At 42.9% G+C, this 22646-nt stretch carries 21 protein-coding genes and 1 pseudogene; 4 read left to right on the forward strand and 18 right to left on the reverse strand.

The window, feature by feature from the left end:
* Window positions 1-690 (forward strand): TIGR04283 family arsenosugar biosynthesis glycosyltransferase, encoded by a 690-nt coding sequence (locus I595_RS00085; protein ID WP_054557360.1) that lies wholly within the window; start codon window positions 1-3, stop codon window positions 688-690.
* A gap of 2 nt (window positions 691-692) precedes the next feature.
* Here I595_RS00085 and I595_RS00090 read toward each other — a convergent pair whose 3' ends face one another.
* The 8 genes and pseudogenes from I595_RS00090 to I595_RS00120 form a co-directional block, all read right to left on the reverse strand.
* On the reverse strand, window positions 693-878 hold the full coding sequence (locus tag I595_RS00090) for a hypothetical protein (RefSeq protein WP_054557361.1): 186 nt from the start codon (window positions 876-878) through the stop codon (window positions 693-695).
* A 21-nt stretch (window positions 879-899) separates the two neighbouring features.
* Window positions 900-1457 (reverse strand): sugar O-acetyltransferase, encoded by a 558-nt coding sequence (locus I595_RS00095; RefSeq protein ID WP_316934151.1) that lies wholly within the window; start codon window positions 1455-1457, stop codon window positions 900-902.
* Window positions 1454-2020, reverse strand: coding sequence for a cysteine hydrolase family protein (locus tag I595_RS17480; RefSeq protein WP_054557983.1), 567 nt, complete (start codon window positions 2018-2020; stop codon window positions 1454-1456). Before I595_RS17480 ends, I595_RS00095 begins: the two co-directional genes overlap by 4 nt.
* 39 nt (window positions 2021-2059) lie before the next feature.
* Window positions 2060-2437, reverse strand: a pseudogene (locus I595_RS17485) (GNAT family N-acetyltransferase); the annotation flags it as partial.
* Between the two features lie 6 nt (window positions 2438-2443).
* Window positions 2444-3238 carry an anti-sigma factor gene (locus I595_RS00105; RefSeq protein WP_054557363.1) on the reverse strand — a complete coding sequence of 265 codons (795 nt, stop codon included), beginning with the start codon at window positions 3236-3238 and terminating at the stop codon, window positions 2444-2446.
* Complete coding sequence (locus I595_RS00110) at window positions 3238-3768, reverse strand: RNA polymerase sigma factor (RefSeq protein WP_054557364.1); 531 nt, start codon at window positions 3766-3768, stop codon at window positions 3238-3240. The genes I595_RS00105 and I595_RS00110 overlap by 1 nt, the downstream gene beginning before the upstream one ends.
* A 49-nt stretch (window positions 3769-3817) precedes the next feature.
* The gene (locus I595_RS00115; RefSeq protein ID WP_054557365.1) at window positions 3818-4189 is read right to left on the reverse strand and encodes a VOC family protein; all 372 of its coding nucleotides are present in this window, start codon (window positions 4187-4189) and stop codon (window positions 3818-3820) included.
* A 216-nt stretch (window positions 4190-4405) separates the two neighbouring features.
* Window positions 4406-5110, reverse strand: coding sequence for an arylesterase (locus I595_RS00120; protein ID WP_245628192.1), 705 nt, complete (start codon window positions 5108-5110; stop codon window positions 4406-4408).
* Between the two features lie 39 nt (window positions 5111-5149).
* Between I595_RS00120 and I595_RS00125 the strand changes: the two genes are divergently transcribed.
* Both I595_RS00125 and I595_RS00130 read left to right on the forward strand, forming a co-directional pair.
* On the forward strand, window positions 5150-5836 hold the full coding sequence (locus tag I595_RS00125; protein WP_054557366.1) for an ABC transporter ATP-binding protein: 687 nt from the start codon (window positions 5150-5152) through the stop codon (window positions 5834-5836).
* Window positions 5836-8385, forward strand: coding sequence for an ABC transporter permease (locus I595_RS00130; protein ID WP_245628213.1), 2550 nt, complete (start codon window positions 5836-5838; stop codon window positions 8383-8385). The genes I595_RS00125 and I595_RS00130 overlap by 1 nt, the downstream gene beginning before the upstream one ends.
* A 103-nt stretch (window positions 8386-8488) precedes the next feature.
* Here I595_RS00130 and I595_RS00135 read toward each other — a convergent pair whose 3' ends face one another.
* From I595_RS00135 to I595_RS00145, 3 genes are all read right to left on the reverse strand, one after another.
* Window positions 8489-9304: a hypothetical protein gene (locus I595_RS00135; protein ID WP_054557367.1), complete on the reverse strand. Its 816-nt coding sequence runs from the start codon at window positions 9302-9304 to the stop codon at window positions 8489-8491.
* 69 nt (window positions 9305-9373) lie between these two features.
* On the reverse strand, window positions 9374-12196 hold the full coding sequence (locus I595_RS00140) for a M16 family metallopeptidase (RefSeq protein ID WP_245628193.1): 2823 nt from the start codon (window positions 12194-12196) through the stop codon (window positions 9374-9376).
* A 79-nt stretch (window positions 12197-12275) separates the two neighbouring features.
* Window positions 12276-12647: a YdeI/OmpD-associated family protein gene (locus I595_RS00145; RefSeq protein WP_172675889.1), complete on the reverse strand. Its 372-nt coding sequence runs from the start codon at window positions 12645-12647 to the stop codon at window positions 12276-12278.
* A gap of 438 nt (window positions 12648-13085) precedes the next feature.
* Here I595_RS00145 and I595_RS00150 point away from each other — a divergent pair, with 438 nt between their 5' ends.
* Complete coding sequence (locus tag I595_RS00150; RefSeq protein WP_157449598.1) at window positions 13086-13289, forward strand: hypothetical protein; 204 nt, start codon at window positions 13086-13088, stop codon at window positions 13287-13289.
* On the opposite strand, the gene I595_RS00155 is transcribed toward I595_RS00150, so the two are convergent.
* The 7 genes from I595_RS00155 to I595_RS00185 form a co-directional block, all read right to left on the reverse strand.
* A complete protein-coding gene (locus I595_RS00155; RefSeq protein ID WP_054557370.1) occupies window positions 13286-14500 on the reverse strand; it encodes a bifunctional alpha/beta hydrolase/OsmC family protein in 1215 nt (404 codons plus the stop codon). The two genes, I595_RS00150 and I595_RS00155, sit on opposite strands and share 4 nt — an antisense overlap.
* Window positions 14501-14506: 6 nt before the next feature.
* Window positions 14507-15205, reverse strand: coding sequence for a DUF2490 domain-containing protein (locus I595_RS00160; RefSeq protein WP_054557371.1), 699 nt, complete (start codon window positions 15203-15205; stop codon window positions 14507-14509).
* Window positions 15206-15355: 150 nt separating this feature from the next.
* Window positions 15356-18562, reverse strand: coding sequence for a VPS10 domain-containing protein (locus I595_RS00165; protein ID WP_054557372.1), 3207 nt, complete (start codon window positions 18560-18562; stop codon window positions 15356-15358).
* 277 nt (window positions 18563-18839) lie between these two features.
* Entirely contained in the window at window positions 18840-19439 is a 600-nt protein-coding gene (locus I595_RS00170) for a class I SAM-dependent methyltransferase (RefSeq protein WP_054557373.1), read from the reverse strand.
* Window positions 19440-19642: 203 nt separating this feature from the next.
* Window positions 19643-20722, reverse strand: a complete 1080-nt coding sequence (locus I595_RS00175; protein WP_157449599.1) for a hypothetical protein — start codon at window positions 20720-20722, stop codon at window positions 19643-19645.
* Window positions 20723-20731: 9 nt separating this feature from the next.
* Window positions 20732-21175 carry a DUF2147 domain-containing protein gene (locus tag I595_RS00180; RefSeq protein ID WP_054557375.1) on the reverse strand — a complete coding sequence of 148 codons (444 nt, stop codon included), beginning with the start codon at window positions 21173-21175 and terminating at the stop codon, window positions 20732-20734.
* 64 nt (window positions 21176-21239) lie between these two features.
* Window positions 21240-22613, reverse strand: coding sequence for an amidohydrolase family protein (locus I595_RS00185; RefSeq protein WP_245628194.1), 1374 nt, complete (start codon window positions 22611-22613; stop codon window positions 21240-21242).
* Window positions 22614-22646: the final 33 nt, after the last annotated feature.

Here is a 22646-nt window from a genome sequence, read left to right on the forward strand (position 1 = left end):
ATGATAAGCGTTATTGTGCCCGCACATAATGAGAAGGCCAACCTAATGTCCCTGCTTCCAAGGCTGGCGTCCTTATCCAAAGGATACGATGTTGAGGTACTGGTAAGTCTGTCCAGCAGCACGGATGATGGGTCTCGGTTAATTCCAACACCGGACCATACCAGATTTATCCATTGTCCCAAGGACGGGAGGGCGGTGCAAATGAATACGGCCGTTGGGTACGCAAAAGGCGACATTCTGGTGTTTTTACATGCAGATGTAAGGCCTCCTAGGGGTTTCTTTAGGGATATCAAAAGTACTTTGGAAAACGGGCATCAAGCTGGTTTTTTTTCATATCGATTTGACAAGGAAAACTTTTTTTTAAACTTAAATGCCTCCTTTACCAAAAAGGACGGGGTTTTTACCGGAGGAGGAGATCAATGCCTATTTATACAGCGAAATGTGTTTGATGCATTAAATGGCTTTGACGAGGCGCAAGTACTTATGGAAGATTTTGAGTTTTTTCATCGAATGAAATCCAACAAAGTACCCTATACCATTGTTGAAAATGATTTAACGGTTTCTGCCCGGAAATATAACAACAACTCTTATGTGCGCGTTAATTTGACGAATTTGATTTTGGTCATACTTTTTAGGTTTGGTGTTGCGCCCAAAACCTTATTAAGTTTGCACAAGAGATATATCCGTTAGGACTAAACTTTTTTTGAGGTATTTCTAATCAGGCCAACGCCAGAAAAAAAGAACAGGGCACCCAATACTCCGTATACAATCATTGCCCTAGTATTATCGCTATTGTTACCGTAAAGAACGGCCGTGTACACCAAACCACCAATACCGGCAAGGGTAAGAACGGAGCCAAAAATCTTTTTAATATCCATGTTGGAAAAATAGTAAAAATTTTAATTCTGTATGGGTTTTATTACGGTACAGGGATTTCCGGCAGCAAAAACATCGCTGGGGAGGTCTTTGGTAACCACGCTTCCCGCGCCTACGACGGTCCTTGCCCCAATGGTAACGCCCGGACAAATCACTGCATTGCCACCAATCCAAACATCCTCCCCAATGGTAATAGGTTTTCCAAATTCCTTGCCGGAACTCCGCGGACTGGCCTCCAAGGGATGCGTGGCAGTATAGAGTTGTACGTTAGGACCAAACATGGCCCTATCGCCTATGTTTACCGGGGTAACATCCAAAACAACACAGTTAAAATTAAAGAAGACCCGTTTGCCCAAGAAAATGTTGGTTCCATAATCACAGTAAAAGGGAGGTTGGATAAAACAGCTTTTTCCTTGGTTGGGAATTAACGTGCCCGTTAAACGTTTTAACTCCTTTCCATCATCTGCCGGACAGGAATTTAATTGTTGTTGAAGGATTCTAGCAGCTATCCTTGCAGATACCAATTCCCTATCTAAAGGATTATACAGCTCCCCAAGGAGCATCTTTTCTTTTTCTGTCATAATAAGGAGGTAAGTTGTTGTGTGTTGAGTACAGTCGCAAATTCTTGGTGTAAGCTTGCCAGGGTAGTTTGATGAATTACTTCTGCGCTATACTTTTGACCATCAACCCCTACACGGTCAAAAGTAGCGGTAGCATCGGAGATTACAAAGGTTTCAAAACCTAGGTTTCCTGCCATACGCACCGTAGTGGAAATACAGTGGTTTGTAGTTAGGCCAACAACTACCAAGCTGCCAATATTGTTGTTTCCTAATGTTTTTTCCAAATCGGTCCCAATAAAGGCACTGTTAACATCCTTTACAATAATGGGCTCCTTGTCCAGGGGTTCTATGCTAGAATGAAAGGCAAATCCAGGTTTTGTTGGATGTAAGGGGGAATTAGGATTTTTTGACGCATGTTTTATATGGAAAATAGGTAAGTTATAATCGCGCCATAGCTTCAATAAGAACCCACAGTTTTCTTCCGCGTTCTTATTGTTTCTGTTTCCGCCCCAATAGATTTCATTTTCAAAGCCTTTTTGGACATCAACCATGAGTAAGGCAGTATTTTTTGATTTCAACGACATCGTATTTAATTTAAGTTCTAAAACTTCAAAATCCGTTCCTCCCTTGGAAAATTCTTGCCCTGTTTGCACCATGTCAAACGCAAGGTAAAAACCAATTTTATCCTTTCTGGCATTGCACCACAGGCGTTGGACATCCATGGCCTTACAATGGTCTATAACACATTGCAACAGGCGTTTGCCGTAACCCTTACCTTGAAATTTGGCAAGCACGGCCAGTTTCCTAAATTGGGCACTATCCTGTTCCATAAATACCGAAACAACCCCAACCAATTGGTTTTTACGGAAGGCCCCAAAGTGCTTTCCCTCAAGGTCCTTTGGTAGCTTTATGTAATCCAAAGCTTTATCTGGCCACATTACTTTATGACGGATCGGCCAGGTAGATGAATATGCAATTTCTTTGATTTTGACGGCTTCCATAGGGGTTTAAGGGCCAACCGCACCTAAGGTGTACAACTGTTCTAGATTGGGAGCCTCGCTACCCCCCTCTGGCTCTAAGGTGATTCCAAAGGCTTGGGATTCATTAGGATTGTCCAACTCAAAAACGGCGGTGCCATTGTTTTTAAAATCTTTCAATAGACCAATGCTTGTTGGTACCAACGGGTCTAATTGTAAGGACCAAACTTGATATGTAAACCCAGCGGGTGGTTCCGGTAATCCTTTGGCATCAATAAATACCTTTGCTTGCGTTTTGTTCCAGTAGGCCTTGGCATAGGATGCTGGTGCAACTTTTTGTCCGCCAAGTGCAATAACATTGACATCTTTGTTTCTTAACTGGTTGAACAAGGTTTCTTTTGCAGCGTTATCCGTGATGATTTGTTCGGCTTTATACAGTTGTTCTTCTAACGTTTGCCGTTTTTGTTGCGTTACCTCTATGGCCGTTTTTAGTTTTTGATTTTGTAGGAACATCCATAGCATGCCAACGGCAAACACTATGGAAGCTGCCCAGCCCAAATATGTGGCCCATATTTTTTTTGTATTGGAGGGTAGCGGGGCAGTGAAGCCCAACCTTTTGTAAAGGAATTGAAAACTGTTTTTGTGTAAACCTGGTGAGGCTGCCTCAGTAACTTTTAGGATAGCCAATTCAATTTCCGCTATCTCTTGACGTATTTCTGGGTATTTTTTAGCATATTCCTGCACCTCCAAGTTTTCCTCAGCGGTAAGCGCTCCGGCAACGTATAGTTCCAAAACACCGGACGATATGTACTTTGCTACATCCATTACAGCTTGCTATTCTGCCTGATTTGAGTCATACAGGTCCTAATTCTAGTTTTTATGGTTCCTATTGGTGTTTGGAGCTCCTCAGCAGCTTCCTTTTGTGTGTATCCCTTAAAATAGAGCAAATCTATCAAAAGCACACATTTTTCCTTTAACCCTTTGAGCATGGACTGCAGCCCAATAGTGTTTACCTGGTTTTCCAAACCATTATCTTGTTCCAGTTTACCTACGAAAGAATCTAACGGCTGGTTTTTTTTATGGTTTTTATGGCTTTTGGACCTCAGTTCATCTATGGCCGTATTCCTCGCAATATTTAATAGCCAGGTAAAAAAACGTCCTTTGGAGGTATTATAGCTAGATGATTTATCCCAAACCTTCATAAAGACGTCTTGACATAGTTCTTGGGATCGCTCCTTGTCTTTAATAATCACGTAGATAACCCCACATATGTTATTGGCATACATATCATAAAGTTCCTTAAAGGCTTGGCTGTCCTTTTGTTGGAATTTTTCTATGAGTTGTTCTAGGTTCATTAACGCAATATAAATATAAGCAAGATTGTAAGTACTTGGAACCTAACACTCAGAGATGTTGGTCTACCAATATCATATTGCCATCCGGGTCTAAGACCACAAAACTGGCTGGGCCAGTACCCGTTTCATCCGCTTCTCTAACCGGTACCACTTGGTTGGCCTTAAGGTGTTTTTGGATATCCCTAACGTCATCATACCCATTTACGGGCTGTGCATTCTCGTCCCAACCAGGGTTAAAGGTTAATATGTTATTCTGGAACATCCCTTGAAAAAGGCCAATAAGGGCATTGCCATTTTTCATAATGAGATAGTTTTTGTCCGTTTCCCCCGCAAAAACGGCAAAGCCTAATTTTTCGTAAAACGTTCGTGAGGTTTCCAAGTCTTTAACCGCAAGGCTCATGGAGAAAGCGCCTAATTTCATATTTCATGGGTTTTAACGTGTTTTTAAAATCGAACTGATGTAAATTTTTTCTGGTTTAAGTGAAAATTAGGCATTTTTTTGCCCTCTTATAGGTTTTTTTAAAATCATGGCAGCGTTAAGGAAGGCAAAATAGCCTAAACAAGGGTGAAAAAGAGCAATTTTTTAGCAAATGGAAAAAATTTTAAATCAGTCCATTAGGAAATTTTAGGTGATGAGTTACTTTACCACCTTCTTTAAAACTTCCCAAACATTCTCCATGACAATTTGATGCCCCTCCGCAGTGGGGTGTATGCCATCTTCTAGATTAAGATTGGGGTCACCAGCTACTTTGTCCAATAAAAATGGAATTAAAGGAATGGCGTTGGCCTTGGCCAGTTCTGGAAAAATCTTTCGGAATTCTGTTGTATACTCCGGTCCCATATTGGGGGGAATTTGCATCCCGGCCAAAATGATTTTGGTGTTGGGGTTTTTGGCCTTTACTGCATCAATAATTGCTTGTAGGTTAGCCTTGGTGTTTTCCAAGGGGATGCCGCGCAGGCCGTCATTGGCACCAAGCTCCAATACAAAAATGCTGGGTTCTTGACGTAGTACCCAGTCCAAACGGTTTAGTCCGCCTGATGTGGTTTCGCCGCTTACGCCAGAATTAATGGTGGTATAGGGTAGGTTTAGGCTGTCTAACCGCTGCTGTATCAATGCAGGAAAAGCCTCTTCCAATTTAATCCCATATCCAGCGGTGAGGCTATCCCCAAAGAAAAGAATGGTATTGTCCTTTGTTTCCCGAGTGGTTGCGGCCTCCTCTTGGGAGGTCTTTGTGGTTTCGGTTTTTGTTGTTTTTGCATCCCCGCAAGAGAGCAAACAAATAAACAGTAAAAAATAACGAAACTTTATGATGGTATGCATGGCTAACAGGGATGATTTCAATTTCAATTTTTTATTTTTCGGCCGTACTCAAAAGAAGCTATGTCAAAGATATTAAACGTAACCCAGCTTGGGAAGACCTATGCCAGCGGAAATAAAACACTAACGGTACTTGAAGATGTTAGTTTTTCCATAGACACAGGAGAGACCTTTGCCATTGTAGGCCCTTCTGGCAGCGGTAAAACAACCTTATTGGGATTGTGTGCAGGCCTGGACCAAACGGACCAGGGCACTGTCCATCTTTGTGGTGTCGCGTTGAATGAACTCAATGAAGATGAACGCGCACTATTGCGTAATCGTGAGGTTGGGTTCATCTTTCAGAATTTTCAGTTGCTGCCCACATTGACAGCGCTTGAAAATGTAGCAGTGCCGCTTGAATTGCAGGGACAAAAAAACACCCATGGCATTGCCGCTGAACTATTGGAGAAAGTAGGGCTGCAGGACAGAAAACATCATTATCCCTCGCAATTATCGGGAGGGGAGCAGCAGCGTGTGGCCTTGGCCCGTGCATTTTCCAGTACCCCTTCTATTTTATTTGCGGATGAACCCACCGGAAATCTGGATTCGGAAACTGGCCAAAAGGTCGTTGAATTGTTGTTTGATTTGAACAAGGAGGCAGGTACCACCTTGGTCATCGTGACCCATGATATGGAATTGGCCCAAAAAACCCAAAGAATACTCAAGCTAAAGGGTGGTAAGGTGGTCACCGAAGAAAACCAAAAACTATGATGGGCACCAACAGGCTTAAAGGTAAGACCCATTTCCACTGGATTCTAAAAATGGCCTGGCGCGATGGTAGGGCCAGTGGCAAGCGATTACTGCTTTTTATTGGTTCCATAGTCCTGGGCATCGCCGCCGTGGTAAGCATACAGTCTTTTAGTGAGAATCTTAAAGACAATATTGCGCTGCAATCCAAGGCCTTAATGGGGGCAGATTACCGCATAGATAGCAATCAACCCCCAAGTACAAAGGTCCAGGCCATAATTGACAGTTTAGGTGGAGCAAATGCCAAATCCATTGGCTTTCCCTCCATGGCAGTTTTTCCCAAAAATGGAAATACCAAATTAGTGGGTATCAGGGGGGTTGAACCTGGGTATCCTTTTTATGGGGATTTGGAAACCAATCCGGAGGAGGCTGCCCAAACTTATCATAAAGAAAATACGGCTCTTGTTGATGCCACAGTAATGCTGCAGTTTAACCTCAAGGTGGGAGATAGTGTAAAAATTGGAAATACCATGTTTTCCATTGCGGGAAGTTTAGTTAGCGCCCCAGGAAGCAACGGTGTCAGTGCTTCCATTGCCCCTCCCATTTGGATACCGTACCAAAGTGTGCAAAGTACGGGACTTGTACAGACGGGTAGCCGTATTAGATATGAATATTATTTTTTGGCAAATGCCAAGCAAAATCTTGAGGAGTTGGATAAGGTGGTAGACCCACAATTGGATGTGGAGAATGCCGATTTGGATACCCACTTGTCCACCGGTCAGCGGTTGGGGCGCAACTATGCAAACTTCGGGAATTTCTTAAACCTTGTGGCATTTATTGCCTTACTTTTAGGTTGTGTTGGCATTGCCAGTTCCGTACATATCTACATTAAGGAAAAACTACGTTCGGTTGCCGTTTTAAAATGTTTGGGCGCCACCCGTAACCAAACCTTTCTGATTTACCTTGTGCAAATTGCCGCCATGGGATTTTTGGGAGGCGTATTGGGGGTATTGGCAGGCATAGGTTTACAATATGTATTTCCATCCTTACTTCAAGACTACTTGCCTTTTGAACTGGAAATTGGTTTTGTGCCGCAGGCCGTTATCGTAGGTTTGGTTTTAGGGGTGCTCATGTCCGTGCTTTTTGCCCTTTCCCCATTGATGGGTACCTGGTTTGTTTCGCCCTTACAGGTATTGCGGGTTCAAGAAGATAATAGGGCACAATCCCTAGAAACAAAATTCCTGGTCTTGGGAGCTATTGTTTTGTTTGTTTTTGGATTTGCGTTTTGGCTGCTTGGCAGATGGGATTTTGCCCTTTATTTTGTCTTGGGAATTCTTTTTGTTTTTCTTGTTTTGGGAGGGGTTGCCGCCGGATTTATGAGGTTGGTGAAACGGTTTTTTCCGACCCAGTGGGGCTTTGCCGCAAGACAGAGTATCTTAAACCTGTTCAGGCCAAACAATCAGACTTTGGTACTGGTATTGGCCATTGGAGTGGGGACGTTCCTTATAAGCACCCTATATTTTACAAAGGATGTGCTGTTATCCAGAACAGCTGTTGAAGCTACCGCAAAAACTCCAAATTTGGTCTTGATGGACGTACAGACCAATGAAAAAGAGGCTGCCGCAGCACGTATTAAGGCTTCCGGTATGGAGGTGTTGAACAATATTCCCATTATTACCATGCGGATGCACCAAATTAAGGACAGACCGGTCCGGGAACTTATTTTGGATACCACACGGACGGTTAACCGATGGATACTACAACATGAGTTTAGGGTCACTTATAGGGATTACCTGGCAAACTCTGAAACTACGGTTGCAGGAACTTGGCCAGCGGACAACCAAGCGGATGTCATACCCATTTCTTTATCCGAAAACGTGGCAAAGGATGCCAAGGTGGAAGTGGGGGATAGGTTAGTTTTTAACGTGCAGGGGGTGTTGATGGAGACCGTGGTTGCCCATATTAGAACAGTAGATTGGGCACAGATGCAAATTAATTTCTCAATTATTTTTCCTTCTGGAATTTTGGAGAACGCTCCCCAATTTCATGTGTTGACCACCAATGCTGCGAATCCGGAGGCATCGGCAGACCTGCAACGGAAGCTTGTAAAACAGTTTCCAACGGTATCCATTATCGATCTAAGGCAAGTTTTGCAGGTTGTTGAGGGGATTTTAGGTAAAATCTCGTGGGTCATCAACTTTATGGCTTTCTTTAGTATTTTAACGGGAATCATTGTATTGATTGGTTCCGTAAGAAATAGCAAATACCAGCGCATCAAGGAAAGTGTTTTATTACGGACCTTGGGTGCAAAGGGAAATCAAATTTTGCGTATCAGTGCGCTGGAGTACTTGTTTTTGGGACTTTTGGGAACCGTACTAGGGGTATTACTTGCTCTTTGTTGTAGTTTTCTTTTGGCCAGGTTTGTGTTTGACTCCGTATTTGTCCCATCATGGCAACCGTTTGTCATTGTACTGCCCTTGATTACGTTGCTTGTGGTGGTCATTGGTTTATGGAATAGTAAAACAGTGATTTCCAGTCCGCCTTTGGCAGTGTTGAGAAAAGAGACTACATAAAAATACCCCTAAGACCGGTATTTGGCTTTAAGGGTATTTCTTATTTACTCTAGAAACACTAAAATTCTAAGAACTAAAGATTACTAATTTAAATTATTGTTGTTTAAGACTTTAAGGTTACGGTTCTCGTTACTTTATTAAAGGGACCTTCGATATAATTACCATTGCCATCAACCAATTCTAGGGTAATGGTCACCTCTCCCAAGGGAAGCCCGTTGATAACGTATGGAGCCCATTCGGTTATGGTAAATTCCTCCCCGTTTATGGTAGCTTTTACCTTATTGCCATTTTCAGATAGGGTAGTGTTCAAAACAAAGAAATCCAGCATCAAGTTTGTTGCATCCGTTCCAGCGTAAGTGCCTTTGGGTCTGCTATAAATTAACGTTGGTGCCTCCATATCCAAACCTTGGGTATCCGCTGGGTCTTTCCCTATTTCCATCTTTTTGACCACAACAGAATTTTCATTCTTAACGGATTCATGGTAAGATCTGCTCAAAAATGCTACTAAATGATGGACGCCATCAGGAAGTTCTTTTTTGAAGTTAGGCTCATAATGTGCAGAGTATGGCTGGTTGTTCAGGATAAAATGAATATGTTGACCCTTGCCTGAATTTGCCAATTTAGTGGCATTTTCACTTTCTGTCTGTGCACCCAATTCATAATTGGATACCGCAAAGTTAAAATCTATTTCCCCACTTGTTGCGATAGTCGTGTTTTCGGGACTTTCCAAAACCAAGGATGCATCCTCATAAGCCGGGGAACCATCGAGTTTGGTAAGCGTGATGCTACTTTTTTCTGCCATTTTTTCCTCAGTGCCCTGCATTTCGTCCGTAGTGGTATCTGCACTTTTCTTTGCTTCCTTGCAGCTAAAAACGGCTACCATCATTATACTGGCCAGTGTTACATGTATTTTTTTCATATTAAACGTATTTTTTTATGCGATAAAGTTACAATTTATTCTGCCTGGGTTCAAGAGCGGTAGCCTCCCTTATTCCGTTTCTGGCATTAAGATTCCCAAAAAATAGTTTTCATCCAAATATTGCTGGGCAACTTTTTGGATGTCTTTTGGCTTTAGATTGTCCAATTTAGCCTCAAGCTGCATCATGCCCATCAAGTTGCGTTTTTCTTGATCAGCCTTGACCATGTTGGAAATCCAAAATTTATTGGTTTTCAGATCTTCTTTGCGCTTCACTAGGTAGGTCTCCTTTACTTTGGCCATGTCCGCTGGGCTAACACCATCTTTTTTTATTTTTTCGACCTCACCTAAGGCTGCTGCCACCAGTTTGTCCACATTTTCTGGTCCACAGGGAAAGGATATGCTAAAGGTAAGGTTGGAAAAGGAGATTTTACTAAGGTTTCCACGGGCGCCAACCCCATATACGCCTCCTTCATCTTCCCGCAATTTTTCCACTAGTTTAATGGTCAAAACTTCACCAAGCGCCTTAATGGCCATTTCTGTTTTACCGTCATAGGGAATTTCCTCCTCCCAAGAAATTCTAACGTTACTCTTGGGGTCGGTTCCCTTTTTAATAATGTGCTTTTGAAAGGTATCCTTTCTTCTAAATTTTGTAGGAACAAAATTTTCAGCACTATTTTTTCCTGGTAGGGAAGCCAAATAGGTAGCAGCAAATGATTTTAGTTCTGTTTCATCCACATTTCCGACAAAGTAAAAATGGAAATCCCCAGCATCTGCAAAACGTTCTTGGTATTTTTGGTACGCAAGGTCATAGTCAGAAGCATCCATCTTTTCTACCGTTGGAAACCCTGTGTATCTGGGATTACCTTCATTTTGTATCTCTCCCAGTTGGTCTTGAAAATAGAATTGTGGGTTGGCCATTAGGTTGCCCAAGAAACTTTTTTGTTTGGTCATATGGGATGCAAACGCTTCCGGGTCTTTGTTTAGCGAGGTAAAGTATAGGTGCACCATTTGAAACAAGGTTTCCAAATCCTTTGGCGCTGCAGATCCGCTAAAGTTTTCGCTGAAGGAACCAATTCTTGGAGTAACCCGTACAATTTTACCACTCATAAACTTTCCCATATCCGTTAGGGAAAGCCCACCGATACCGGCTTGGGAGAGTCCGCTGTTGGCAAAAGCAGTTGCTTTTAACTCCTCATCGCTGTAAAGACTGGTACCACCTGGACTAAACGCCTCAAAAAGGACTTCATCATTTTTAAAATCCGTTTTCTTAAAGGTTACCTTGGCGCCGTTACTTAATGTGAAGGTGGTAACGCCTAGTTTTTTATTGGTTTCTGTTGCCGTTATACTGCCTGCAGGAGGTAAGGTCTCCATTAGCTCGGCACGGACCGCTTCATCTTTATAAGGGGCAATCTCTGCAGTTTTAATACTTTCTAGCAATGCACGAACCGCTTCTTCACTTATTTGTTGCACACCTTCTTTTTCTGGTCCTGTGATGACAATGACCCTATTGTCATCATGCAAAAAGGTATTGATGAGGTTACCTATTTCCTCCAGCTGAATGGTAGGCAATAGGTTTTTGGTCATGCTGTATTCCCATTCAATGCCCGGAATAGGTTGATTTTCCAAATAATGGTAAATATATGGATTGACCATCCGGTTACTTTCTTGCTTATCGCGGTCATTGTATCGTTTTTCAAGACGTGCCAGTAGACTTTTTTTGGCACGGTCGAACTCACCCGCTTGAAATCCGTAGCGTTTTACGCGTTCATTTTCCTCTAATACGGCCTTTAGACCATCCATTTGACCTTCGGGACTTGTTTGTGCTATGGATTGATAGGCATTTTTTGTTCTTGCATATGTGCCGCCATAGTAGGAATAGCCAAATACGAAAGGTGGTTTTGCACTGTTCCCTAACTCATCCAGGCGATTATTTATGAGCGTAGAGAATAGGTTTTTCACCAAGCTTTCACGATAATCCCCTACTGTTTTCACCACTGGGGTTTCAAAACGGTCTTTATACATGACCTGGACCCGGCTAAATGCCGCCTCTGAATCTGCTGCAATGGCAATCAGCGTTTCCTCATGGTTGGGTAATTCATAGGACTTCCGTTCTACCGGATTTTTTGCTTTTTCAATTCCGGAAAAATGGGATTTTATTTTACCTTCCATGGTGGCAACATCTAAGTCCCCCACGGCAATAACGGCCATCAAATCTGGTCTGTACCAAGTGTTGTAATAATCCCTGACATCATCATAGGAGAAGTTCTCCAAGTTTTCCTTGGTGCCAATGGGTAGGCGTTCTGCATATCTGGAACCGTACATCATTTTTGGGAGGGTTACTTTTTGCATGCGCTCCTCCGCACCTAGTCTTATCCTGAGCTCTTCAAGGACAACGCCTCGTTCACCATCAATGGCCTCTTCGGATAGGGTAGTGTTATGTGCCCAATCTTCTATGATCTGAAAGCCTTTTTCCAATTTTTCAGGGTCGTCACTGGGTATGGGTAAAATGTAGACCGTTTCATCAAAACTGGTATATGCATTTAGATCAGCACCAAATTTTACCCCAATGCTTTGCAAATAATCTACAAGATCGTTTTTTTCAAAATTCTTTGTGCCATTGAAGTTCATATGCTCCATAAAATGGGCAAGACCCAATTGTCTTTCGGTTTCCATAATGGACCCTGCATTTACTACCAGCCTTAGTTCCACCTTATCTTCCGGTTTGCCATTGTTTCTGATATAGTAGGTAAGCCCATTGTCTAATTGGCCCACTTTTACATTGGGGTCAATGGGAATATTTTCCTCAGGAAGGGCCATGGAGCCCATCCCATCCGTCTGGCCCTGTACGTATTGCAATCCTACACAAAGGATGCATAATAGCATGTTTTTCATAAGTTATCCATTAGTGTTTTCCTAAATATAAGGGAAAACATAATAAGGCACCCCTTGTAGGAAATTTATTAAGAATTTATTAGCGTTGAAACAATTGTTTAGATTCGCGAATGCCTCTATTTAGGTTTTCACAAAGCAAAAGGGTCTTTTCTATTCGGGTTTCACTCTTTTTAATCCGTAAAATGGTATAAATAAGACCACGCTGTGTTCCTTTGGTCAATGATTCAAATATTTGATGCGCCACATCATCGGTGAACATTACAGCTTCAAACTCCTCTGGCAGTTCCACCCCGTATGTTGATGTATCTTCAAAAAATTGGACTTGGAGCACTTCATTCGTCGAAATACCGAGTTCTTTTTGATAGCGTTTACCGAACATCATAACATATCCTCCTTTCCTTTTTTGGATGGCGCCATGAAAGCTAAGGGTGTTGGTTTTATACGTTGCCATAACCCTTACCCGGTTTAGTTTCTGTTCTAAAAATGGCCTAATTGGTTTTATGGGTAGTTTTAAGGCGTAAATATCCCCACTAAGGGTAATTTCAAAAATGGGACTTTGAAGCATATGTAGGGATTGTGAGTTATAGGTAGAAGTGTTTTATACTTTTTCATATTAGCTAAACAATGGCAGCATGGCACCCATCTTTTGTCTTTTTTTACTCCGTAGCACTGCTGCCCAGTCCAAAAAAAGCCTTTATCAGGACATCAATTGTTCAATTTTTGCTTCAGTCCAAAAAGATATCAACCTTATCAAACAAGGAAGAATACTTATGGCTAAAACATCGTTTAAAAGATAATAAAATACGATAAACGGTAAAAATTCGTTTAAAGTAAACGAAATTCCCCCTTTCGTTTAATTGCTGTTTCTTAAACACAAACCATGATGTTGATGTATCAACCAACTAAATACCTAGAGTTCGCCTCTTATTGTAAATGGCGCAAAATCTATAGCCGTCGCTATCGGGAATTAAAAGTATTGAACGAGCAGGGGCAGCTTAGAAATGCGGAATATCTGCAAGCTTTACTTAAGTTACGTGAAAAGCTGATTGAACTGGAAATCAAGTATTTTGATATTTTACCGATGCGGCTTTAGGTCAACAACTTAGTGATTACCTGGGCCTTATTGTGCAATGTTTTATGCACGGGGCATTTATCCGCAATTTGTAAGAGACGATCAATCTGGTTTTGGTCTAGTTGTCCTTCAAATCTAATTTCCCTATGGAAGGTGTCTATTTTTGCGTTATGTTTTTCACAATTTTCGCAGTCTTTTGCGTGTGACCTGCTATAGGAGGTGTGCACACGAACACTATTTACTTGCCAACCTTTTTGCTTTGCATACATTTGAATGGTCATTGCTGTACAGGCAGAGAGACCAGCGGATACCAGTTCATAAGGGGAAGGACCATAGTCCATACCTCCAAAACTTTTGGGTTCGTCCGCAATCATCTGGTGGTTCCCGACCTTCATACGCGTAGTAAAGCCGGCATCAGCGTCCAGACCTGCCACTACGTCATGCTTGCTCTCTAGCGGAGTATTGTTCTCTTTAGGAACGTAGCGCTGTGCCCAACCGGATACCACCTTACCAACATAAGTGGAATCCACTTTGCTTAAAAGTAGGTGATCTGCCCCATCCAAGGACACAAAACTTTTGGGATGGTGGGCGGCCTTATAAATTTCTTCTGCGTTTTTGATGCTTACCGTATTGTCTTGTGGGGAGTGCAAGATCAGTAAGGACTTCCGCAGCTCTTTTACAGTTTCTTGCAATGATTTGCTTTCCAGGTCTTCTATAAATTGTTTTTTTATGGTAAACTCCCTTCCCCCAAGATCAACCCTAGCAATGCCTTTTGCCGTAATTTCTTCTAAACTGCTTTTGAACAAATGCTTCACATGTTTTGGGTTTGATGGAGCCCCAATGGTGGCCACGGCCTGTACCGAAGGTATCTGCGAAGCGGCAAATATAACGGCGGCCCCACCTAAGGAATGACCAATGATAAGCGATGGCGCACTATGGTGTTTTTTAAGATAGTTGGCCGCTGCCACCAAATCTTCAACATTACCGGAAAAATTGGTATCCGCAAAGTCTCCCTCACTTTCTCCCAAGCCGGTAAAATCGAACCGTAAAACGGCAAAACCTTCCGCAGTTAGTGCCCTACTGATATTTTTTACAGCCGATAAATTCTTGGTACAGGTGAAGCAATGTGCAAACAAGACGTAGTTGTGTGGGGCTTTTCCGATGGGAAATTCTAGCCTACCAACCAATAACTCTCCTTCCGTATTCTCGAAACTTATTTTTTCTGTGTGCATTACCGCTTATTTTCCCCTTAAGTCGGGATTATAGAAGAGACCTATCTGGAACCGATCCACCACTCGGTCTGCAAAATGATTTTTAAGATACCCTAGCTGTAGGCTACTGTTTTCCGTAATACGCACGCCCAAAGCCCCATAGAGCCTATTTTGGTCAAAGGTATTGCCTTGAAGGTTCAGAAAAACCTCATTGTAGAAATTCATAAAAAACGTATCCGTTAAGGGTAGCATTACTTGCAATCGGTATCTAGCGCGGTGCTGGGTTTCCTTAGTGTTAAAATCCCTATTTTCAAAAAAGCGTTGTTCTAACCGATACCTATGCTCAAAAAGGAACTCTCCAACCTTATCCGTTAAGATAAACTGCTCAAAAATACGATGCTCTAAAAGGGTATTGTTCCGAACAAGAATATCATTGGCCATGACATCAAACTCCCCAAAAGTTGGGTCGGTATCAATATAGGCGTACCCCATGGTGGCTATGGCATTTGGGTTAATATGATAATTAAGCCCGGTCCTAAGTAGCAGTTGGTTAAAATTGGCAGAGGTTTCATAATATCGGAATTGCGCCTCCGTATGAATACTTAATTTGTCTGAGATTCGGTTCATGCCAAAATACATGTACCAGATTCCGTTTTCTTCCTCAGCGGGATTTTGTGCGCTCAGGCTCATGGAAATTAAAAGAAATAGGATACCTAATCTTTTCATGTGATTTTTACAGGTTTGTTTTTGTACTGATGGTGTGAATTGCTTGGCTATCTTTAACAACTTCCCTGTGGTTTTCTACAGGTCTTGATATGGTCTTTGCCTTTTAAGCACACCCAAAAAGGCATGATGGCGGGCAAGCTTGATCATCTTTTATTCTATAGCAAAGGTTTTGGTGGTTTTAAAAGGTGAAAGGTCCAATGCCTCCATACTAGAACGATAGGGTTTCCATTGTTCGCTAAAAAAAGTATTGGTGCGCTCCAATGCTGTTGCCAATTCATCCTTGGCGTACCGTATCAAATCTTTTTCTGTTTGGGTAATCCCAGTCTTACGGGTAGCCACATAGTAACTTGCCGTTCTAATGCGGTTCATGACCGTCATTTCTGGATTTCGGGTAATTCCTTGCCTTTTATCCTCCTTTCCTAAGTATAGGGCAATAACGGTATCTATGGCTTTCGAAATGTCCTTGGAAGCTTCAATCTGTGCTTTGAACTTATCCTTATCCAACGTTTTGAGTTGCTTGGTGTATTCTTCCGCCACCATCTTGCTTTCTACCAATTGGGTAACGGCATCTGCCGCCGTTTGGGTCAGTGCTTCCATTTGCTTTGCATGTTGGTACACTTGGTTGATTGCCGTAGCACTTACGTCTAGTCTCGGATCACTTTTAACGGTAATGGAAGTCTGGTCCACTACATTTCCAAAGCGTGCTTTGAGGGTGTAGGTTCCCGGTTTTACCGAGACGCCACCACGTTCGCGTTTGTTTTTTGGTAGGGTTCTAGAAGGCCGGTCTGGTCCTTTTTCATCCATATCCCAATATATTCTATGGAATCCGGCCTTTTCGGGAGTTTTCAGTTTTAAGGTCCGTATCAACCTTTCCCCCTCATAAAAATCGAACTGTATGCTGTCTTTTTTCTGCACCCCATTGTGTGTTGCCAAGTCTTCTTTGTCTTCATTGCCATTGGCTTTTTTGTCCTTTTCCGCGTTCTTTTTACCCTCTTTTAGGTAATAGGTGATCATGGCACCTCGTTTTCTGTTGTCCCCGTTGTAAATGGCATCCGCACCAAAACGACTTCCCGTTGCTTGTTGATATGCAGCCTGATAACCCGTTGGACTGTCAAACAGGGCGATGTCTTTCCCGAGTATGGAGGCATCCGCAGCCAGGGCACGTAGCGGACGAATATCATCCAACACCCAAGCGGCGCGGCCAAAGGTACCAATCACCAAATCATGCTCCCTTGGATGGATCACCAAATCCTTCGTGGAAACGGTGGGGTAGCCTTCGGTCCATTTTTGCCATGTGGAGCCAGCATTTAGAGACAGGTATAGACCGTCATCCGTGCCCAAGAACATCAAATTTGGGTTGAGGTCGTCTTCAACAATGGCAAGAACATAGCTTTCCACGTCCCCGCTGTCTACTATCCGCGTCCATGTTTTTCCATAGTCTTTGGTACGGTAGGCATATGGGGTATAATTGAACCTGCGGTAGTCATTGGCCACCAGTAAAGCTTCTCCCTTATTGTTTTTGGAGGCCTTTATTTGGGGAATCCAGCTGCCTTTGGGCAGGCCCTTAATGTTTTGGGTAACTTCTACCCAACTGGCACCGCCATTTTGGGTATAGTGAACGCGGCCGTCATCACTGGCCACCCATAACATATCCTTTTCAACGGCGGAGGGTTCAATAACCAAAAGGGTACAGTGGTTTTCCGCTCCAGTGGCGTCCATGGTGAGACCACCACTTTCACTCTGTTTCTGTTTTTGAGGGTCGTTGGTGGTAAGGTCCGGTGAAATAACTTTCCAAGTAAGTCCTTTATCGGTGGACTTATGGACAAATTGACTTCCAAAATAAACAGTGCTGCGGTCAAATGGGTCTTGCCCAATGGCGGCATTCCAGTTAAAACGGAGTTTGGTATTTGCATCTGGGGGTGTAGGTTTTACGGTGTAATTATTCCCCGTCATCCAGTCATATCTGGAAACGGACCCTTGTTGGCTCATGGAGTATCCGTACCGACTATCGTCCAAATCAGGGACAACATCAAACCCGTCACCAAAACTAATTTCTTGCCAGTAATCATTTCTAATGCCTTGTGCTCGCCAAACATAGGCAGGACCCCTCCAAGAGCCATTATCCTGCATGCCGCCGTACACGTTATAAGGGTATTCATTATCCACATTAATGTGGTAAAATTGTGCCACGGGAATATTCCCCACAAAGCGCCAACTTTTACCACCGTCTTTGGTAATATTTAATCCGCCATCATTGCCATCCATCATAAACTGTCCGTTGTCAGGATGTATCCACCAAGCGTGGTGGTCTGGGTGTACCCCGTTGTCCACCCCATAAGCCGGCATTAATTCCGTAAAGTTCTTGCCACCATCTTCGGAAACGTTTACATAGGTAAATACACTAAAGACCCTATTCTCATTTTCAGGGTCCACATAGATGTCCGAATAATAAAAGGGGCGATTGCCAATATCCTTTTTATCATTGATTTTTTTCCATTTAAAACCGCCATCCTCAGATTTATACAATGCGTTCTTTTTGGCTTCCACCAGGGCGTAGACAATGTTAGGTTTGTTTTTGGCTATCGCAATTCCAATACGTCCTAGATTCCCTTTGGGCAGGCCATCATCTTCCGTAATCTCTTTCCAATGCTCCCCACCATCATGCGTCATAAATAGTCCGCTACCCTCACCGCCAGAATTAAAGAACCAAGGATCGCGTTTGTGCTCCCATAGGGCAACAATGATCTTATTGGGATTACTGGGGTCCATGACCATATCCGCAACCCCAGTTTTGTTGTTGGCAAATAGAATTTTTTTCCAGGTTTTACCACCATCAATGGTTTTAAATACCCCACGCTCTGGATGCTCGCCCCAAGGTGATCCAATGGCTCCCACATAAACGATGTTTGGGTCTGTTGGGTCAATGAGCACCCTATGGATATGGCGGGTCTTTTCCAGACCCATGGCTTTCCAGCTTTTGCCGCCGTCCAGTGATTTATATACCCCATACCCGCCGTTAAGGCTGTTTCTGGGGTTGCCTTCACCTGTTCCTACCCAAATCACTGAAGGATTGGATTGTTGTATGGCCACCGCGCCAATGGATGCCGTTACCTCTTTGTCAAAAATAGGTTCCCACTTAATGCCTCCAGAAGTAGATTTCCAAAGCCCGCCAGAAGCGGTTCCCACATACATGACGTCTGGATTGTCATTAACCACGTCAATAGCGGTAACACGACCGCTCATCCCACCTGGACCAATGTTTCTGGGCTTAAGATCTTGTACAAGGTCCATATGAAATTCTTGGGAAAATAACACGTTGGATGCCAAAAGCATCACCGCAAAGAAGACTTTTTTCATTTGTTTGGTTTGTTGAGCTGTTAGTGGGTTAAAGATAAGAAAGTTTGTTTGTTACCCATGGTTGGGCATCAATATCTAGACCACGTCTTGCTAACATCTGTTGGGGGATGGGCACGTTATACTGTGCTAAGCCCCCATGCCTTAACACCAAAGGTTTTTGGCCCAATACCAATAGCGGTGCATTTTGCCAGGGACCTATGATTTAATTGGTTTCACCTTCTGCAACATGTACGTTTTACATTGCTGTTTGGAATTCTTTGCATTGTGACAGGTAACGCTATTGTTGGTGTTGGAAGATGCCAAACAATTCCTTGCCCTGCCTTTGGAGTATGGAGTTATGGCAAGGTTCTAAACGCACTACCTCCAGGTATTTACCAAGATAACGTTTGTATAATTCCTTATTGCCCCCAAAAGGTCGTTTTTCCATATCACCGGTCAATGGAATATCAAACCAGACCCCAACCAATTTTCCGGAGGGACTTAAAAGTTCTGCCATTTTTTTAGCATAGGCATAACGTTGTTTCTCCGTGGGCACAAAAGAGCAAAAAAAGGTCTGTTCCAAAATAAGGTCATATTGCCCACTATGTTTAAAAAAATCTTCCTGTAGTAGTTGGTATTTTGGGAAATTGGGATGTAAGCGAAGAAAATCGGCAAGTGGCACCGCGGAGATGTCCAAAATGAAAATATTGTGGAACCCTTTTTTCCATAAATAGGCCGCTTCATAGGCGTTTCCCGCCCCAGGAATCAAAATTTTCAACGACTTGTCCCCAAGTTGGTCAATATAGGTTTTAAGTGGGGTGGAGGCATAGCCGATGTCCCAGCCTGTATTACCGTTTGTATAGCGTTCTGTCCAGTAATTTTCTTCTTGGTAATCCATGGGGCAAATAAAAGGAATATTCTTAGGTGTTTACTTTTAGCAAGTTCCGTACTGACAACAAAAATATAGTTTAACAAACCGTTTTCGATACTATTTTTCGTTCCTAAAAACCACTCAAGCTAACATTTGGTTGTTTGCCCATATCAAACTATACAACAGGCTTAGTATCTTTAAAAAAGCTAGTTAACTTCCAATAGTTCTTACTAAGGACTTACCCAACTTATGGAAAAATTGACATAAGCGGTATTTCCCAGGATGTTTTCGGCCAAGAAAGGAGTGTCGTCCACAAAGGGACGGAAGAAGTCCCCCCGGTCAGCATCAAACGACCAATTATACCGATAGCCTGCTTGGACATTAAACCAAAATTGAGGGCTTAAGGCATGTTCCCATGCCAGCCTAAGCCTAAGTTCGGAACGTCTCAGTTCAATGTCATTAAAAGGGAGATTGTATTGGTTTTCATCGTTTTGGATGCGATAGGTGTTTCCTTCAATTTCCCAACCTGCCAATAGCATATTTTTAGCATTTATGTTTCTTCTGTAGTTGAACCTAGCGGGCAACAATAGCTCTAGACCCCATTTTTTGCTAGGTGCCGTGTACAACATATAATATACGGGCAGGTAATTAAGGGAACCGCCCAAATAAGTCCTGCTCACACCAAAACCCCACATTTTTCTGTCGTTGGGCTTGATGCCATAAATAGCCGCCCCGCTATAGCGCGTGTAGCGTATGGGTTGAAAATCGCTGAAGGTATAATCCCCATTTAAAGTGGCACCAAACTGAAAGATTAGAAATTTCCTACTATTTATGGGCTTAAATGCGGTTGCCGTAAATCCTGTACTACGCAATCCGTTGTTATCCAAGGCCTGGGTGAGTGGATTATCCATGCCAGTTGCTGCGTTGGAAAACACATAGTTGCTTTCCATATAGTTGAAACCTAGATTGAGCACAAAGCTATTTTTGGATATCACGGGATAGTTGATGCCTAGGCGTAATCCCCTTGTATTTTCAATATCATTTGGAGCTGCGCTGCCAGAAGGGCTAAAGCTTCCAGGTTCAAAAGGATGGCCGGCCTGATAATCATAACCAATAGAGAACAGTTTTACGGGCAATTGCCCCACAATCTTTGAAGAGCAATAGGCCTTGTTTTCGGTAGTTTGCACCAAATTAGAAAAATCTATTACCTCTTCACCCTCTTCCTCTTCAATAATAGGTTCATCCTGCGCTGAGATGGTGGTGCTTAAACCAAAAAATATCAAAACGAACACAAAAAATAACTTTGTCATGCGTATTGTTTATTTGGTTTTCATCCTCACCCAGGTGTCCGTCCTGCCCACAAGTCCAAACGGATCTAACGAGCCACGGACTTCAAGCTTATTGCCATCAGCCATTTCAATGGTACAATAATAAGTGTTCCCAGATTTGGGGTCATAGATGGTGCCATCTACCCACTCTTTATCCTCGAATACAAAATTTTTGAGGTTGATCATATTCAAGATAGGTTTGCCATCAGGGTCGGTTTTTGGGTTTCCAGATTCGTCATTAGGTTCTTTTAACCACACTATTTTACCATGGTATTTTTCCTTCCCCTTTTCTTTAAATATTCTGATGTAAGAGGTACCCTCACTAGGCATCCAAATGCCAATGATATCCTTGGCCTCTTGGGCCATAAGCAAAGAACTTAGGGCTGATACGGCACTTAAAAGCAAAGTGGCCCAGGTAAGTCTGATGGTTTTCATAGCAGGAAACGTTTTTGAGTTCCATCAAAAATAACGACATACGGCAGAATACACAATAGTCGTCTTATTTAGTGTGCATGGCAGATGCTAAAAGCTTGTGGAGATCTTTCTTGGTAAGAAAGCGGTCGCCCTTTACTACGAATTGAATGTTTTGGGTCTGTGTGATATCCATGAGCGGATTGCCTCCAATAAGGACGATATCGGCTATTTTCCCTGTGGAAAGTTCACCGTAATCCTTGTCCTTTCTTAGAAACTTGGCACCGCCATAAGCGGAATATTGGAGCGCTTTTAAAGGTTGGATGCCAACCGCTACCATGGTTTCCAATTCTTTATGGAGTGAGATGCCTGGGTAGGTATAAGAATTAAAAGCCCCACTATCAGAGCCTGCGAGCATGGGGACGCCCGCGTCCGATAAGCTTTTGGCCAGCTTCCCAAAAAACTGGTCCAAATCCTTTCGATTTTGAAGGGCCTCCGGTGTGGCATTTTTAACACGGTTGATTCTGCCGTCATAGGTTTTGATGATGTTAGGCCCCATGTATTTTAAATAGGTGTCATTGCTATGGTCCACTTCGTCCAAATAACTTAACATTTTGCCAATGTGCAATGTTGGTATGGAGTAAACGTTGTTTGCTTTCATTTTCTCAAATGTTTTTGCGGCGACATTTGGGTCATAAGACTCTTGTAAGGCCGGTAACGCTTCCCAAAACCCCATTTGTCCCACTTGTAATTTTTTGGTGATTTCAGCCTCCCGGTAGGAGCAGCCTTTTAGAATGTAGTACAAATGTTCCACCCCATCCAAACCGGCATCAATGGCATCATCCAATGCAACTGTGAACGGCATATGGCCAGAGGTTACCCAATGCCGTTGTTCTGCTTGGGCAATGGTTTGCAGATAGGCCGTTGCACTAATGCTACTATCATATAATTTCACAAAATCTACCGGAATGATTGCCAGGGAATCTAGCGCATTCTTAATATCCGTATTGTTCTGCACCGCCAAAGAGCCCGCCCAAGTGGCATTGGGTCCGTCAATTTTTGGGCCGGAGGTAAATATGGTGGGACCAAGTAATTCCCCTTCTTCAATGCTTTGTTTCCATTGCATGACTGCTGGTGTCAAGTCCCCGCCAGCGTCCCTAACCGTTGTAATGCCATTGGCGATAAATAGTTTTAGTAAGTTTTTATTGTCTGCAATTAGGGAATCACCACCCCTAAAGTGCACATGGTTATCCCAGAAACCAGGCAAGGCATAGGCTCCTTTTGCGTCTATGGTTTGGGTAGCGGAATACTTATTTGAATTCTTTGGCGGAATGGAAATTTCCACAATTCTCCCATGTTGTATATAAATGTCACCTTTTGCAATTTCCCCTGTTGTAATAGCTATAATCTTGGCGTTTTGTATCACCAGACTGTAATCATCCGGCTGTTTTGGACAGCCCATCAAACATAATAAACATGGTAAAAGGAGAAAAAG

It is taken from the genome of Croceitalea dokdonensis DOKDO 023 (assembly GCF_001306415.1).
Taxonomy (GTDB): Bacteria; Bacteroidota; Bacteroidia; order Flavobacteriales; family Flavobacteriaceae; genus Croceitalea; species Croceitalea dokdonensis.

Excerpts from the sequence above, each read along its gene's own strand:
- I595_RS00085 (WP_054557360.1), top strand. The coding sequence starts at position 1 with ATGATAAGCGTTATTGTGCCCGCACATAATGAGAAGGCCAACCTAATG.
- I595_RS00090 (WP_054557361.1), bottom strand. The coding sequence starts at position 878 with ATGGATATTAAAAAGATTTTTGGCTCCGTTCTTACCCTTGCCGGTATT.
- I595_RS00095 (WP_316934151.1), bottom strand. The coding sequence starts at position 1,457 with ATGACAGAAAAAGAAAAGATGCTCCTTGGGGAGCTGTATAATCCTTTA.
- I595_RS17480 (WP_054557983.1), bottom strand. The coding sequence starts at position 2,020 with ATGTCGTTGAAATCAAAAAATACTGCCTTACTCATGGTTGATGTCCAA.
- I595_RS00105 (WP_054557363.1), bottom strand. The coding sequence starts at position 3,238 with ATGGATGTAGCAAAGTACATATCGTCCGGTGTTTTGGAACTATACGTT.
- I595_RS00110 (WP_054557364.1), bottom strand. The coding sequence starts at position 3,768 with ATGAACCTAGAACAACTCATAGAAAAATTCCAACAAAAGGACAGCCAA.
- I595_RS00115 (WP_054557365.1), bottom strand. The coding sequence starts at position 4,189 with ATGAAATTAGGCGCTTTCTCCATGAGCCTTGCGGTTAAAGACTTGGAA.
- I595_RS00125 (WP_054557366.1), top strand. The coding sequence starts at position 5,150 with ATGTCAAAGATATTAAACGTAACCCAGCTTGGGAAGACCTATGCCAGC.
- I595_RS00130 (WP_245628213.1), top strand. The coding sequence starts at position 5,836 with ATGGGCACCAACAGGCTTAAAGGTAAGACCCATTTCCACTGGATTCTA.
- I595_RS00135 (WP_054557367.1), bottom strand. The coding sequence starts at position 9,304 with ATGAAAAAAATACATGTAACACTGGCCAGTATAATGATGGTAGCCGTT.
- I595_RS00140 (WP_245628193.1), bottom strand. The coding sequence starts at position 12,196 with ATGAAAAACATGCTATTATGCATCCTTTGTGTAGGATTGCAATACGTA.
- I595_RS00145 (WP_172675889.1), bottom strand. The coding sequence starts at position 12,647 with ATGGCAACGTATAAAACCAACACCCTTAGCTTTCATGGCGCCATCCAA.
- I595_RS00150 (WP_157449598.1), top strand. The coding sequence starts at position 13,086 with ATGTATCAACCAACTAAATACCTAGAGTTCGCCTCTTATTGTAAATGG.
- I595_RS00155 (WP_054557370.1), bottom strand. The coding sequence starts at position 14,500 with ATGCACACAGAAAAAATAAGTTTCGAGAATACGGAAGGAGAGTTATTG.
- I595_RS00160 (WP_054557371.1), bottom strand. The coding sequence starts at position 15,205 with ATGAAAAGATTAGGTATCCTATTTCTTTTAATTTCCATGAGCCTGAGC.
- I595_RS00165 (WP_054557372.1), bottom strand. The coding sequence starts at position 18,562 with ATGAAAAAAGTCTTCTTTGCGGTGATGCTTTTGGCATCCAACGTGTTA.
- I595_RS00170 (WP_054557373.1), bottom strand. The coding sequence starts at position 19,439 with ATGGATTACCAAGAAGAAAATTACTGGACAGAACGCTATACAAACGGT.
- I595_RS00175 (WP_157449599.1), bottom strand. The coding sequence starts at position 20,722 with ATGACAAAGTTATTTTTTGTGTTCGTTTTGATATTTTTTGGTTTAAGC.
- I595_RS00180 (WP_054557375.1), bottom strand. The coding sequence starts at position 21,175 with ATGAAAACCATCAGACTTACCTGGGCCACTTTGCTTTTAAGTGCCGTA.
- I595_RS00185 (WP_245628194.1), bottom strand. The coding sequence starts at position 22,613 with ATGGGCTGTCCAAAACAGCCGGATGATTACAGTCTGGTGATACAAAAC.